Genomic DNA, 14,502 nt, shown 5'->3' with positions numbered 1-14,502 from the left:
ATGGGCACCAAGTCACGCGTCCGGCAGCGCAAGGGGGGCATCATGCTGGTACAAACTGACAACAATGCCGTGGTTGCGGACAGCACTTCCACGGTCGGGGCACCATCCGATTTCAATGCAACGGTCCGCGTGGCTGCGCGGCAATCGTCGATCCATCCGGACCAAGGGGACAACATGCAGGCGGTGAAGAACACGATGCTCAGGCTGCTGATCGTCGACGACAGCGTGGAGGCTGCCGAAGGCATTACCAACGGCTTGCGCAACAGTGGTATTGCCGTGCGCCCCAGCCGTCCTGAACACGAAGCGGATTTCGCCGCCCTGTTGGCCAATCAACCCCACGATCTGGTCCTGGTGGCCAACGATGCGCATATCGTTCCACTGGCCCAGGTGATGGCGCAGGTCGACGCCACCGGCAAGGACCTGCCGGTGGTGGTGTTGCTGGACTCCATTGACGGCGACAGCCTGGTCAATGTCATCGCGACGGGGGCGCGCGCAGTCGCCCTGCGCAACCGCCTGGCACATATCGAGACGGTCGTGCGCCGTGAATGGTCCGACCTGGAAGCGCGCCGCGACCTGCGTCGGCTGGAATCGCAGGTACGCGAAACCGAACGTCGCTGCGATGCCCTGATCGACTCGTCGCGCGACCCCATCGCCTATATCCACGAAGGCATGCACATCCGCGCCAACGATGCCTATCTGGAGACGTTCGGGTTCGACTCGTTCGAGGACATCGAGGGAATGTCGCTGCTGGACATGATTGCTCCACAGCACGTCGACGAGTTCAAACAGCTGCTGAAACGACTGGGCAAGGGCGAGTCGGCACCACCGCGGTATGAGACCGAGGCCTGCGCCAGCGATGGCAGCAGCTTCCCGGCGGTGATGGAGTTCACTCCCGCCAGTTACGAGGGGGAAACCTGCCAGCAAGTCGTATTGCGCCGACAGGAGCTGGATCCGGAACTGGTGCGGGAGATGGAAGCTCTGCGCCATCGCGACAACGCCACCGGCTTGCTCAACCGGGCGACCTTCCTGCGGGAGCTGGAGGACACGGTCGCCGATGCTGCGCGCAACGCGACCAGCCATGGCTTGCTGCTGGTGGAACCTGATCATTTCGCCCACCTGCTGCAAGACATCGGCCTGGATGCGGCCGACGACCTGATCGCCGCCTGCGCCCAGCGCCTGCAGGGCGTACTGAGCGAGAACGACATCGCCGCACGCTTTGGTGAACACCAGTTGGCGGTATTGCGCCGCGGAAGCGATTTCAACGCGACCCTGGCCCTGGCCGAATCGGTGCGCAATGCATTCGCCAACCATGTGCTGGAGACCCGGGAACGATCGCTCAACGCAACCGTCAGTATCGGCGGGGTCCAGATCGGGCAGAAGATCGCCAGTGTCACCGAAGTGCTGGGCAAGGCACACCAGTCCGTGCAATCGAATGTCGGGGTCGGCGGCAACCGGGTCGATATCTTCGACCCCGGTGCGGTCGACCGCGCCGAGCAGGAGCGTATCGAGGCCTGGGTCGAGCGCATCCGCGATGCCATTGATGGTGACAACTTCGTCCTGCATTACCAGCCACTGGTGAGCCTGCACGGCGAGCCCCGGCAGATGTACGACACCTACTTGCGCATGCGCGGTGAGCACGACGAGCTGATCCAACCACCGGCATTCCTGCACATTGCAGAAGAGCACGGCTTGCTGTGGGAAATTGACCGCTGGGTGGTCGCCAATGCGATCGCCAGCATTGCCCAGCAGCTCAAGGCCGGCCAGCGCACCACCTTGCTGGTGCGTATCACCGAGGTATCGCTGCAGGACGACAGCCTGTTGCAACACATCCAGGAGCAGCTGGCCAGGCACGCAGTGGACGGTGAATTGCTGGTGCTCCAGTTATCCGAGTCAAAGGTGTTCACCCACCTCAAAGCCGCCCAGGTGTTCCAGCAACAGGTCGCGAAGATGGGAGTGCGGGTGGGACTGGAGCAGTTCGGCAGCGGGCTGAACTCGTTCCAGCTGTTGAGTCATTTTGACGCCGCATTGCTGAAGTTCGATCCCAGCTTCATGGAGGACCTCCCGGCGAACCCGGAGTCCCAGCGCCGCATCCGCGAGATTGCCGACAAAGCCCGTGAGTCGGGAAAACAGACCATTGCCGAGATGGTCGAGGATGCCGCCAGCATGACGGTGTTGTTCAGCGCGGGTATCGACTACGCCCAGGGACACTTCCTGGCCAAGGCCGGACCCAGAATGGATCACGAATTCAACTAGCGCTGCGTTGCACAACAGAAGTTTCATGCTTGCCTACTAGACTCTTCCAGCAAGGGAGCACCATCCCGATTGCACCCGCCATTGAGGAGAGACAGGACATGCAGTCACGCGTCGCATTGGTCACCGGCGGTACCGGCGGCATTGGAACCTCGATCGTCAGGCGATTGGTCAACATGGGCCACAAGGTCGCGACCAACTTTCGCGATGAGGCCCGTGGTGCTGCCTGGCAAGCCAAGATGAAAGACGCGGGCATCGACGTCGCGCTGGCACCGGGCGACGTGTCCAGCCCGGAACAGGCCGCCGCATTGATCCAGGAAGTCGAGCGCCAGCTCGGCCCGGTCGACATCCTGATCAACAACGCCGGAATCACCCGCGACTCGACCTTCCACAAGATGACGGCGCAGCAATGGAACGACGTCATCTGCACCAACTTGAACTCGTGTTTCAACGTCACCCGGCCGGTGATCGAAGGCATGCGCGCGCGCAGGTGGGGCCGGATCGTCCAGATCAGCTCGATCAATGGCCAGAAGGGCCAGTACGGGCAGGCGAACTACGCCGCCGCCAAGGCCGGCATGCACGGCTTCACCATCTCGCTGGCACAGGAAAACGCGAAGTTCGGGATTACCGTCAATACCGTCTCGCCGGGTTATATCGGCACTGACATGGTGATGGCGGTACCCGAGGAAGTGCGCGAGAAAATCATTGCCCAGATCCCCACCGGACGTCTCGGCACGCCCGATGAGATCGCCTACGCGGTGAGCTTCTTCATGCCTGACGAGGCGGGCTGGATAACCGGCGCCAACCTGTCCGCGAACGGCGGTCAATACATGGGCTGGTAACGTCGCAGCGCCGGCCGGCCTTGTTGCAAGACCTCACCTGCTGGGCCATGCTGCAAAGCATCATGGCTTCCGGTCCGATTGTCCCATGTCCTCCAATCGCGTCATCAAGAAATACCCCAACCGTCGGCTCTACGACACCGAGATATCCAGCTACATCACGATCGAAGATGTGCGGCAGCTGATCATCGATGGCGAGGATTTCGAGGTGCGTGACGCGCGTTCGGGTGATGACCTCACCCGCCAGGTGCTGTTGCAGATCATTACCGAGCATGAGCAGAACGGCGAGCCGATACTCTCCACGCAGCTGTTGAGTCATGTCATCCGCTTTTACGGTGACTCGATGCAGGGCTTCATGGGCAATTACCTGGAACGCTCGATGCAGACCTTCCTGGAGCAGCAGCAACAGTTGCGCAAACAGCTCGGCAACTCCGTCGGGCAGACGCCATGGTCGATGATGAACCAGCTGACCGAGCGCAACATGGCGCTATGGAAGGAATTCCAGCAGAACCTGTCCGGCAGCGTCGGGCAAGCGCCGACGCCACCGGGCAAGAAGACCGGTGACAAGTCCAGGTCCAAGTCCTAGACGCCGCCAAGCTCCGCGCGCTGCGGTTACCTGGCCGCCCCCTGGCAATATTTCTCATAGAACCCAATAGCCTGCGGCATCAGGGCTTGCAGCGTCTGGATGCGGTTGGCGGGGTCTGGATGGGTCGAGGCGAACTCTGGCGGACGTTCGCCGCCGCCCAGTTGCGACATCCGCTCCCACAGCGGTATCGCCGCACGCGGGTCATAGCAGGCCGCCGCCGCCAACATCAGCCCGACCTCGTCCGCCTGGGTTTCGTGGCTGCGGCCATACGGCAGAATCAGGCCGTACTGGGCCCCTGCCCCCAACGCCGCCATCACCGCCTGCTGTTGTTGCGGGTCCATCCCGCCCACCGCCATGCCGGCGGCCACCTGCCCCAGCTGCACCAGGTTCTGCTGGGCCATGCGCTGTGAGCCGTGGCGCAACAATGCGTGTGCAATTTCGTGGCCCATCACCACCGCCATTGCGTCCTCGGTCCGGGTGATCGGCAGCAGCCCGGTATAGACCGCCATCTTCCCGCCTGGCAGGCAGAACGCGTTGGCCTGGTCGGACTGGATGACGCTCACGTCCCACTGGAAGTCCTGATATGAGGTGGGGGCTGGTTGCTGGTGCTGGGCGGCCAGGTCCGCGGTAACCTGCGGCACCCTGGCCACGAGCCGCTGGGCGATGCCGCGGACCTGCTGGCTCACCGGGTCGCTCGCCGGAAGCAACGCACCTTGCGCCTGCGCGTCACCCAGCACCTGCTGGTAGGCATTGGCACCAAGCTCCGACTCTTCAGCCGAGCTGGCGCCATAGTGCGCGGTCTGGCCGGTATAGGGATCGGTCTGGGCACTTCCAAACCATTGCCAGGCCGCGTAGCCGGCGAACAGCAACAATATCCACCAACGGATGCCACCGCCGCGACGCTTGCCAGCCGGCGCTGTACGGCGCCGGGAACCCAACAGGGAACCGATATTCATTCCACGCTCCTTATTTCCCGGAACTCATTACGTTCAGATCTCGCGCACCACCCGGAAGCCGACCCGGGCGTTGGTGGTGTTGGCGTCGCTGCCAAGCCGCCACGCCGAACGCGTCTGGCTTGGCGAGCTTGCCCACGAGCCGCCACGCACCACCCGGTCCCGGCAGCCTGGATTGATCCAGGCGCGGCCGTCAGACGGCGCGCGCCGGTAGCTGTCATGCCAGCAATCGCCCACCCACTCGCTGACATTACCGGCCAGGTCGTGAAGACCGTAGGCGTTGTCCGCATACGAGCCAACCCGCGCAGGCCCCCACGACCCGTCGCCATAATCGTCAAAGGCATTGCGCCAACCACGTCCAGTGGGGGATTGGTCGAGTCCGCCGGTAAAGTTCCCGGCCTTGGATGGTGGCGCACCGTCGCCCCACGGAAACCGTGTCTGGCTGCCGGCGCGCAACATGTATTCGAACTCCGCCTCACTCGGCAACCGGTAGTGATGACCCGTCTGCTCCGACAACCAGCGGGCATAGGCTTCGGCGTCCTTGGCGCTCACATGCACGACGGGCTGGTCATCGGCCGCCGGAGCGCCGGTGTAGTCCGAGCGCCAGTCCACATGGCTTCGGTGCACCAGGTTGCCGCTGCGCTCGTCGTACACCGTGGAGCCCTGCCGCCGACTGGCGCGTGATTCATAGCCGGTCGCAGTGACAAAACGGCGGAACTCGCCGACGGTGGTTTCATTGCGCGATACCGCCAACCCGCGGTCAAAACGGATGCTGCGCACCGGCAGTTCCGACTCGCTCGCGTCCGGCTCGTTGTCACCGGCCCCCATCCGGAACGCGCCATGCGGAATCACCACCATCTCCGGGCCACGGCCACCGTGCTCAAGCGCTTCGGTGAACGCCTGCCCCGGGCGAAACAGCCCGTAGTGCGTCACCAGCTCGATCTGCTCGCGCAACTCGATTGCCGCCGGGTCGCCGGCCGGTGCGATCCGCAGCAACGTTGCCAACTTGCCACGCGCCACGTCGAGGCCGTCCTCCTTCGACAACGCAGCAATGCCCTCGTCGCGCAGGTTGCCCACCCGCGCGCCGCGCTGGCGCGCTATCCGTTGGCGCGCCTGCTCTGCCGTGTCCATGTCCGGTCGCACCTGGGCGGCATGTCCCAACCAGGTTTCGGCAGTGGCGTAGTCGTCACCCTCGGCTGCCAGCTCGGCCTTGCGGATCAAGCCGCTCTCGGCCGCGGCCAGCCCCTGCCTCGCACGTGCATCCGCGGGACGCAACGCCAGTGCCTGGCGGAAATAGCCTATCGCACCGTCCTGGCCGTCTTGCCCCTGGTTCAACGCGCGCTCGCCGCGCAGGTTGGCTTGCCCAGCCTGGTCGGCGCGGTCCAGCAATTCCAGGTACTCGATCACGCCCTCATCGGTCGGCGCAACCGCCCGGGCAACCGCGGCGACCTGATGGGCATGACGCAACTGCTCCGGGTCGGAATCGATTCCCCCCAGTGCGGCGCTGCCCTGGGCCAGCAGAGCCTCCAGGGCGCGCTCCAATCCGGCCAGGACCTCGGGATCCTCCGGTGCGATATCCCGCAGCGCCAGGTACGACGGGATGGCATCGTTCGCGTCACCGAACAATTCGCCCTGTTCCAGCGCGAGTTGCGCGCTTTTTTTCAGATCGGCGGCACTGTCGGCATCCACTTCGACCGGCGGTGCCTGCCAAGCGGGTACGGGCGAGACTTGCTGGTCATCGCTGATGGTGACGACCGGCACCCGCGGGCCGGCAGCGGCTTCCGGATCGGTTGATGCAGAACGCTCCGTGTCCGGCTCGTTCGCACAGGCCGCCAACAGCAGCGCGAGCACCGTGGCCGCTACCCACCGCACGGGTCGTGACGCGGGTGACTGTACTGGCAATCGTGCTTGCAATCGTCCTCCTGCCCTGCGAACCATCGGCGCCGCGCCAAGGGGCACGGTGAAAGTAGGCTATTGTCACCCGCCCCGGCAATCTGTGTATCGGAGCCGCTCTCACGTGCCAAGTCCCGCCATGCCTCCATCATCCACTCCCGTCTGGATCACCGATCCCGCCGAGCTGACCGCCCGCCTCGCCGATCGCCCGGTGCGTATCGCCCTGGACACCGAATTCATCCGCGAACGCACCTATTGGCCACAGTTGGCACTGGTGCAACTGGCGCTGGAGCGCGACGGCGTACTGGAGATCCTGCTGGTAGACACGCTTGCGCCGGGAATCACGCAGGCACTTGCACCGATCCTTGTCGACGAGTCGGTCCTGAAGGTCATGCACAGCCCCAGCGAGGACCTGGTGGCCTTCCAACACGCCTGCGCCGTGGTACCGCAGCCGTTGTTCGACACCCAACTGGCAGCCGCGCTGGCGGGCATCGCCGGTGGCATGGGCTACCAGAAGCTGGTCGAGAACCTGACCGGGATTGCCCTGGCCAAGGGTGAGACGCGCTCGGACTGGCTGCGCCGGCCGCTGTCACCGTCGCAGTTGGAATACGCCGCGGACGACGTTCGCCACCTGTTCCCGATGCACGATGCCCTGGCCGGCATGCTCGACCAGCTCGGTCGCAGCCAGTGGCTGGCCAGCGACGAGGCGCGCACCGTTGCCAACGCCCGCAACGCCGGGCTGGAGCAATGGCCGCATCTTTCAATGCGCAGCGCCCAGTTCCTCGACCTTGACGCCCAGCGCCGCCTGGTGCGGCTGTTGCGTTGGCGCGAGGCCTACGCTCGCGAACACGACCGCCCGCGCAGCTGGATCCTCGACAACGAGCTGGCGGTTGCGCTGGCCCGTACCGTGCCGGCGGATCCCGCCGCGCTGCAAGCCGTGTTGGACGCCCACCCCAAGGCACCGCGCAAGCTGGGCGAGCCCATCTGGCAGGCACTCACCACCCCGTTGCCCGACGAGGCCGACCTGCCCGACGCGGGACTGGCGGAAAAACGCGACAAGAACCGTTTGCGGCAACTGCAGGACGCCGTCACCGCCCGCAGTTCGGAACTGGGCTTGCCTGCCGGCGTTCTGGCGTCGCGACGCTATCTGGAGGCACTGCTGGATCACGGCGAGTGGCCCGATGCCCTGGCTGGCTGGCGCCGTGAAGTATTGGAACCCAGTCTCGCCCCGTTGCTGCAAAAATAGTCGCGGGTACTGGCGCTGGTGCCCGCACGCCGCTACAATTTCAAGCTTCGTGGGGCGGTAGCTCAGCTGGGAGAGCGCCACGTTCGCATCGTGGAGGTCAGGGGTTCGATCCCCCTCCGCTCCACCACGAAACATTCCGGATAGCCTCCGGATACAAAAAACCCCGCCCAGTGCGGGGTTTTTTGTATCCGGCTTGTATCCAGCGCACCAACCATGCCTAACGTCACTTGACGGCATATAGCGTGGCCAGCACAGTCGATTGACACGTTTCTGGGGCGCGTTAACGATGGATAGACGACAGTTCCTTACCCTCGGCAGCCTCGGCGTCGCCGGCCTGGCGCTCCCCTCATGGGGGCACGCCATTGCCGCCGAGGCGCTGTTGGATCCGCTCGACGTGGCAGTCAACAAGGCGCTCGCCGATACCGCGCTGCAGGCGGCCACGGATGCCGGCGCGTCTTACTGCGACGTGCGCATTGGCCGCTACCTGCGCCAGTTCCTGAGGACCCGCGAAGACAAGGTCGAAAATATCGTCAACACCGAATCCACCGGCGTTGGCATCCGCGTGATCGCCAATGGCTCCTGGGGCTACGCGGCAACCAACGACCTCACTGCGGCAGGCATCGCCGATGCGGCCAGGCAGGCCACGGACATCGCCCAGGCGAACGCCAAGACCCAGACCGCGCCGGTGCAACTGGCCAAGACCCCGGGTCTGGGCGAAGTGTCCTGGAAGACACCGATCCGCAAGAACGCGATGGCGGTGCCGATCAAGGAAAAAGCCGAGCTGTTGCTGGGCGTCAACGCCGATGCCATCCAGGCCGGCGCCGACTTCGTCAACTCGATGCTGTTCCTGGTCAACGAGCAAAAATACTTCGCGTCCACCGATGGCTCCTACATCGACCAGGACATACACCGGATCTGGGTGCCGATGACGGTCACCGCCATCGACCGGGCCAGCGGCAAATTCCGTACCCGCGACGGGTTGTCCGCACCGATGGGCATGGGTTACGAATACCTCGACGGGAATGCCGACGACCGCTTCGTCCTGCCCAATGGGGTGGTCAGCTACGGCCAGTCCTACAACCTGCGCGATGACGCGATTGCCGCAGCGAAGCAGGCGCGCGAGAAGCTCAACGCGCCCTCGGTCAAGCCGGGGAAATACGATCTGGTGCTGGACCCCTCGCACACCTGGCTGACCATCCATGAGTCGGTCGGCCACCCGCTCGAACTGGACCGTGTACTGGGCTACGAGGCCAATTACGCCGGTACCAGCTTCGTGACCCTGGACAAGGTCAGGGATCACTTCCAGTACGGCAGTGAGCACGTCAACATCATCGCCGACAAGCTCGAGCCCGGCAGCCTGGGTGCGGTCGGGTACGACGACGAGGGCGTCAAGACCAGGCGCTGGGACCTGATCCGCGATGGCAAGCTGGTCAACCTGCAGGGCACTCGCGACCAGGTACACCTGCTCGGCCAGGACGCCTCGCATGGCTGCAGCTACGCCGACTCGTGGTCGAGCGTGCAGTTCCAACGCATGCCCAATGTCTCGCTGGCCCCCGGCAAGGACCCGCTCAGCGTTGCCGAGATGATCAAGGATGTCGAAAACGGCATCTACATCGTCGGTGACGGCTCGTTCTCGATCGACCAGCAACGCTACAACGCGCAGTTCAGCGGCCAGCTGTTCTATGGCATCAAGGACGGCCAGATCACCGGCATGCTCGAGGACGTGGCTTACCAGATGCAGACACCCGAGTTCTGGAATTCCTGCGCCGGGGTCTGCGACAAGAGTGACTACCGTCTTGGCGGCACGTTCTTCGATGGCAAGGGCCAACCATCGCAGTCGTCGACCGTCTCTCACGGATCCAGCACGGCACGCTTCAATGGCGTCAACGTGATCAATACAGCACGCAACCTGGGCTGATGGAGAACCCTGCACGATGATGCACCGTCGCGATTTCCTGAAAGCATCCAGCGCCGGTCTGGGCTTGTTGTTGCTGCCTTCGTTCGGCCATGCCATTGCCGCTGAAGAGCTGACCAGCCGGCTCGACGCCGCCGTGAACAAGCGTCTCGCCGACGCCGCGCTCAATGCGGCCAAGTCCGGCGGCGCAAGCTATTGCGACGTGCGTATCGGGCGCTACCTGCGCCAGTTCATCACTACCCGCGAAGACAAGGTCGAGAACATCGTCAACACCGAGTCGGCCGGCATCGGCGTGCGGGTGTTGTCCAACGGTGCGTGGGGCTTTGCCGCAACCAACGAGTTCGGTACCGACGCGGTGGCCGCAGCCGCGCTGCAGGCGCTTGCGATTGCGAACGCCAACGCGAAGATGATCACCACGCCGGTCCAGCTGGCACCGGCGCGTGGCGTCGGCGACGTGTCGTGGGCGACGCCGATCCAACGCAACGCCATGGCAGTACCGGTCAGGGACAAGGTCGAGTTGCTGCTGGGGGCCAACGCTGCAGCGCTGTCCGCCGGCGCCAGCTTCGTCGCGTCGCGGATGTTCCAGGTCAACGAGCAGAAATACTTCGCGTCGACGGACGGCTCCTACATCGACCAGGACATCCACCGCATCTGGACGCCGTTCACGGTCACCGCGATCGACCAGGCCAGCGGCAGGTTCCGTACCCGCGACGGGCTGTCCTCGCCGATGGGCATGGGATACGAGTTCCTCGATCCGCAGCCGGAGCACCGCTTCGACCTGCCTGGTGGCGTGGTGATGTATTCCGATTCCTATGACATCGTCGCCGACGCCGCCGCGGCGGCGCGCGATGCCCAGGCCAAGCTCAAGGCGCCGTCGGTGAAACCGGGCAAGTACGACCTGGTGCTCGACCCCAGCCACCTGTTCCTCACCATCCATGAGTCGGTCGGCCATCCGCTGGAACTGGACCGCGTGCTCGGCTATGAAGCCAACTACGCCGGCACCAGTTTTGCCACGCTCGACAAGTGGCGCTCCGGCGATTACCACTACGGCAGCGACCAGGTGACGATCGTCGCCGACCGGACCCAGCCGCATTCGCTGGGCGAGATCGGCTACGACGACGAGGGCATCCCGGGCCAGCGCTGGGACCTGATCAAGGACGGCGTCCTGGTGAATTACCAGGCCACGCGTGACCAGGCCCATATCATCGACGAGGCGCACTCGCAGGGCTGCTCCTATGCCGACTCCTGGTCGAGTGTGCAATTCCAGCGCATGCCCAATGTCTCATTGGCGCCCGGCAAGGCCGAATTGACCCCGGCGCAGATGGTCAAGGACATCGACAACGGCATCTACATCTTCGGCCGCGGCTCGTACTCGATCGACCAGCAGCGCTACAACGCGCAGTTCGGCGGCCAGTTGTTCTACGAAATCAAGGACGGCCAGGTCACCCGCATGATCGAGGACGTGGCGTACCAGATCCGCACGCCGGAGTTCTGGAATTCGTGTTCGGCCATCTGCGACCAGCGCGACTACCGCCTCGGCGGCTCGTTCTTCGACGGCAAGGGCCAACCCTCGCAGGTCTCGGCGGTCTCGCACGGGTCCAGCACCACACGCTTCGACGGTATCAACGTCATCAACACGGCACGCAGCCTCGGCTAGAAACGCCAGGCACGCATCAACCAGGAGTTCCGCAGATGGGTATGCTCACCGAACAGGAGGCCAAGGCGATCCTCGACAAGGTCATCGCGCTGTCGACGGCCGACGAATGCACCGCGACCTTGGACGGCTCGATCGATGGAAACGTCCGTTTCGCACTGAACAACATCTCCACCAGTGGCGTGGTCAGCGATACCAGCCTGGCGGTGCAGGTGGCGTTCGGCAAACGCGTGGGCGTGGCGACGATCAACGAGTTCGATGACGCCGCATTGAAACGCGTGGTGCAACGCGCCGAGGAGTTGGCGAAGCTCGCCCCGGAAAACCCCGAGTTCATGCCCGTCATCGGCAAGCAGGACTACAAGCCGAGTCCGACCTTCACTGCCGCGACCGCCGCGATCACCCCGGCGTATCGCGCCAAGGTCGCTGCCGATTCGATCGAGCCGTGCAAGACCCAGGACCTGGTCGCCGCCGGCTTCCTCAATGATGGCCAGGGCTTCCATGCCCAAGCCAACAGCAAGGGCAATTTCGGCTACCAGAAGACCTCGGCAATGGATTACACGTGCACCGTGCGTACTGCCGACGGCACCGGCTCGGGCTGGGTGGCGCGCAACCTGGCGGATGTGAGCCAGTTCGACGCCAGCAGCGACATCAAGACCGCGATCGCCAAGGCACGTGGTTCCGCCGATGCCAAGGCGCTGGAGCCGGGCAAGTACACGGTGATCCTGGAGCCGGCGGCGGCCGCCGGGCTGGTCTCGTTCATGATGCGGTTCTTCGATGCGCGGCGCGCCGACGAGGGCCGCAGCTTCCTGTCGAAAAAGGGCGGCGGCAACAAGCTCGGCGAGCAGGTCTACGACCCGCGCGTCAACATCAGCTCCGATCCATGGCACCCGGAGGTGGCGGTGCTGCCGTGGGACGGCGATGGCTTGCCGCGCGAAAAAGTGTCATTGGTGAAGGATGGCAAGATCGCCAACCTGCAGTACTCGCGTTACTGGGCCGACAAACACGGAAAACGCGCCCCGGGGCAGCCCGGCAACCTGCTGATGGAAGGTGGTGACAAGTCCACCGCCGAGCTGATCCAGAGCACCGAGCGCGGCGTGCTGGTCACGCGCACCTGGTACATCCGCATGGTCGATCCGCAGACCGTGCTGTTGACCGGCCTGACCCGCGACGGCACGTTCTATATCGAGGACGGCGTTATCAAGTATCCGGTCAAGAATTTCCGCTTCAATGAGTCGCCAGTGATCATGCTCAACAACATCGACGAACTCGGCCGATCCGTGCGCGTGGGTGACGAGTCGGACTTCGTGATGATGATCCCGGCGATGAAGCTGCGTGATTTCACCTTCAGTTCCCTGTCGGACGCGGTCTGAGCCACCATCGAAAAAAGAGGTCGCGGCCGGCCGCAGCATTTGCATGAACAGTCTTGAGCACCGCCGCGATTTCCTCCGGTTACTGGCGGGCAGCGCCGCCGCGGTCCTGGTCACGCCATGGCCGCGAGTCGCAGTTGCGGCGAGCGCCAACTACGATTTCTGGTTCACCCGATTGCGTTACGAATCCGGCGACTGGGATGTCGATCAGCGCATGCCGGCCAACATGATCACCTCGTTGATCGACTACACCAGCCTGCGGGTGGACCCGGAAGAGCACGTGCTCGACCTCGCCGATCCGAAGATGCTGATGGCACCGTTTTGCTACCTCGCCGGCCACAAGCTGGTCGAGTTCAACCCGGCCGAGCGGCGCAACTTCGAGCGCTACGTCCGCAACGGCGGCTTTATTTTCGTCGACGACTGCAACCACGACATCGATGGGTTGTTCGCCAAGTCGTTCGAGGCCCAGATGGCATCGATCTTCGGCAGCAAGGCACTCAGGAAACTACCCGACAGCCACGCCTTGTACCGCAGCTTTTTCACGTTCAAGGATGGCCCACCGGCAACCTCGTTCGAGCTCAACGGCTGGGGTGATGATCTGGTCCACGATTACCTCAAGGGCATCGAAGTGGATGGCCGTTTGGGAGTGCTCTACAGCAACAAGGATTACGGCTGCGAATGGGACTACGACTGGCGCAACAAACGCTTCCTGGCCGAGGACAACACCAAGCTTGCCGTCAATATCGCGATTTATGCATTGACCGCATGAGACAACCGGAACAACCATGAACGATACGCCGACCGGCACCCCGACAGAAACAGACATCCAGGCCGAGCTGGCCCAACTCGAGACCCTGCGTCGCGCCATCGCGCAGGCGATCGTCGGCCAGGATGAGGTGGTGGAACAGTTGCTGATCGGCCTGCTCGCCGGCGGCCACTGCCTGCTGGAAGGAGTACCGGGCCTGGGCAAGACCTTGCTGGTGCGCTCACTCGGCCAGGCGCTCGACCTGCAATTCCGACGCGTGCAGTTCACTCCCGACCTGATGCCAAGTGACATCATCGGCACCGAGATACTGGAGGAGGATCACGGCACCGGACAACGCCACTTCAAGTTCCAGCGCGGCCCGGTGTTCACCAACCTGCTGCTCGCCGACGAGCTCAACCGCACGCCACCAAAAACCCAGGCAGCGCTGCTGGAGGCCATGCAGGAACGTACCGTCAGCTACGCCGGCGTCACCCATCCGCTGCCGTCGCCATTTTTTGTGTTGGCAACGCAGAACCCGCTGGAGCAGGCCGGCACCTACCCGCTGCCGGAGGCGCAGCTTGATCGCTTCTTGTTGCATGTGCGGGTGGAGTATCCGACCCAGGCGGAAGAACGCGAGATCCTGGTCCAGACCACCGGCACCCACCAGGCCGAAGTGCCGCAGGTGATGCACGGTGAAGCGGTATTGGCCTTGCAGGCGCGCGTTCGCGAAGTGCACCTGGGCGACGACTTGCTGGACTGGATTACCCGACTGGTGCGTGCCAGCCGGCCTGACGACAACGCCCCACCGGAAATACGCCGGTGGGTGAAATGGGGAGCCGGTCCGCGTGCCGGGCAATCGCTGGTGTTGGCTTCCAAGGCCCGTGCGCTGTTGCACGGACGCCTGGCCGCCACCCGCGAAGATGTCCTCGCACTCGCCGCCCCCGTGCTGCGTCACCGCCTGTTGTTGTCCTTTACCGCCGAAGCCGAACAGACCCATGGCGACGAGGTCATTGCGGCCCTGCTGACCGCCGTGCCATTCGCGCCGCGCTGAGGC

Annotated in this window: 11 protein-coding genes and 1 tRNA gene; 10 read left to right on the top strand and 2 right to left on the bottom strand. The window is 64.1% G+C overall.

The annotated features are described in order from the left end of the window. Positions 1 to 174: 174 nt before the first annotated feature. The 3 genes from ACW7G1_RS07000 to phaR all read left to right on the top strand — a co-directional run bounded on the left by ACW7G1_RS07000 (position 175) and on the right by phaR (position 3,675). Positions 175 to 2,253 (top strand): EAL domain-containing response regulator, encoded by a 2,079-nt coding sequence (locus ACW7G1_RS07000; protein ID WP_456979862.1) that lies wholly within the window; start codon positions 175 to 177, stop codon positions 2,251 to 2,253. A 98-nt stretch (positions 2,254 to 2,351) separates the two neighbouring features. Continuing rightward, a complete protein-coding gene (gene phbB, locus ACW7G1_RS06995) occupies positions 2,352 to 3,092 on the top strand; it encodes an acetoacetyl-CoA reductase (RefSeq protein ID WP_456979046.1) in 741 nt (246 codons plus the stop codon). An 85-nt stretch (positions 3,093 to 3,177) separates the two neighbouring features. Next, positions 3,178 to 3,675: a polyhydroxyalkanoate synthesis repressor PhaR gene (gene phaR / locus ACW7G1_RS06990; RefSeq protein WP_456979045.1), complete on the top strand. Its 498-nt coding sequence runs from the start codon at positions 3,178 to 3,180 to the stop codon at positions 3,673 to 3,675. A gap of 26 nt (positions 3,676 to 3,701) precedes the next feature. On the opposite strand, the gene ACW7G1_RS06985 is transcribed toward phaR, so the two are convergent. Then, complete coding sequence (locus ACW7G1_RS06985) at positions 3,702 to 4,631, bottom strand: M48 family metallopeptidase (protein WP_456979044.1); 930 nt, start codon at positions 4,629 to 4,631, stop codon at positions 3,702 to 3,704. Positions 4,632 to 4,664: 33 nt separating this feature from the next. Continuing rightward, complete coding sequence (locus ACW7G1_RS06980; RefSeq protein WP_456979861.1) at positions 4,665 to 6,566, bottom strand: SUMF1/EgtB/PvdO family nonheme iron enzyme; 1,902 nt, start codon at positions 6,564 to 6,566, stop codon at positions 4,665 to 4,667. A gap of 94 nt (positions 6,567 to 6,660) precedes the next feature. On the opposite strand from ACW7G1_RS06980, the gene rnd reads away from it, so the two are divergent. The 7 genes from rnd (at position 6,661) to ACW7G1_RS06945 (ending at position 14,499) form a co-directional block, all read left to right on the top strand. Beyond that, on the top strand, positions 6,661 to 7,767 hold the full coding sequence (rnd, locus tag ACW7G1_RS06975) for a ribonuclease D (protein WP_456979043.1): 1,107 nt from the start codon (positions 6,661 to 6,663) through the stop codon (positions 7,765 to 7,767). 51 nt (positions 7,768 to 7,818) lie between these two features. Next, positions 7,819 to 7,894 (top strand) — tRNA-Ala (locus ACW7G1_RS06970). A 159-nt stretch (positions 7,895 to 8,053) separates the two neighbouring features. Further along, positions 8,054 to 9,685 (top strand): TldD/PmbA family protein, encoded by a 1,632-nt coding sequence (locus ACW7G1_RS06965; RefSeq protein WP_456979042.1) that lies wholly within the window; start codon positions 8,054 to 8,056, stop codon positions 9,683 to 9,685. Between the two features lie 19 nt (positions 9,686 to 9,704). After that, on the top strand, positions 9,705 to 11,339 hold the full coding sequence (locus ACW7G1_RS06960) for a TldD/PmbA family protein (RefSeq protein ID WP_456979860.1): 1,635 nt from the start codon (positions 9,705 to 9,707) through the stop codon (positions 11,337 to 11,339). Positions 11,340 to 11,374: 35 nt separating this feature from the next. Beyond that, positions 11,375 to 12,706, top strand: coding sequence for a TldD/PmbA family protein (locus tag ACW7G1_RS06955; RefSeq protein ID WP_456979041.1), 1,332 nt, complete (start codon positions 11,375 to 11,377; stop codon positions 12,704 to 12,706). 43 nt (positions 12,707 to 12,749) lie between these two features. After that, positions 12,750 to 13,472, top strand: a complete 723-nt coding sequence (locus ACW7G1_RS06950) for a DUF4159 domain-containing protein (RefSeq protein WP_456979040.1) — start codon at positions 12,750 to 12,752, stop codon at positions 13,470 to 13,472. Positions 13,473 to 13,488: 16 nt separating this feature from the next. Continuing rightward, on the top strand, positions 13,489 to 14,499 hold the full coding sequence (locus tag ACW7G1_RS06945; protein WP_456979039.1) for an AAA family ATPase: 1,011 nt from the start codon (positions 13,489 to 13,491) through the stop codon (positions 14,497 to 14,499). The last annotated feature ends 3 nt before the right edge of the window (positions 14,500 to 14,502 follow it).

This window comes from Lysobacter sp. A378, assembly GCF_054052125.1.
This window is presented reverse-complemented; position numbering and strand designations above follow the sequence as displayed.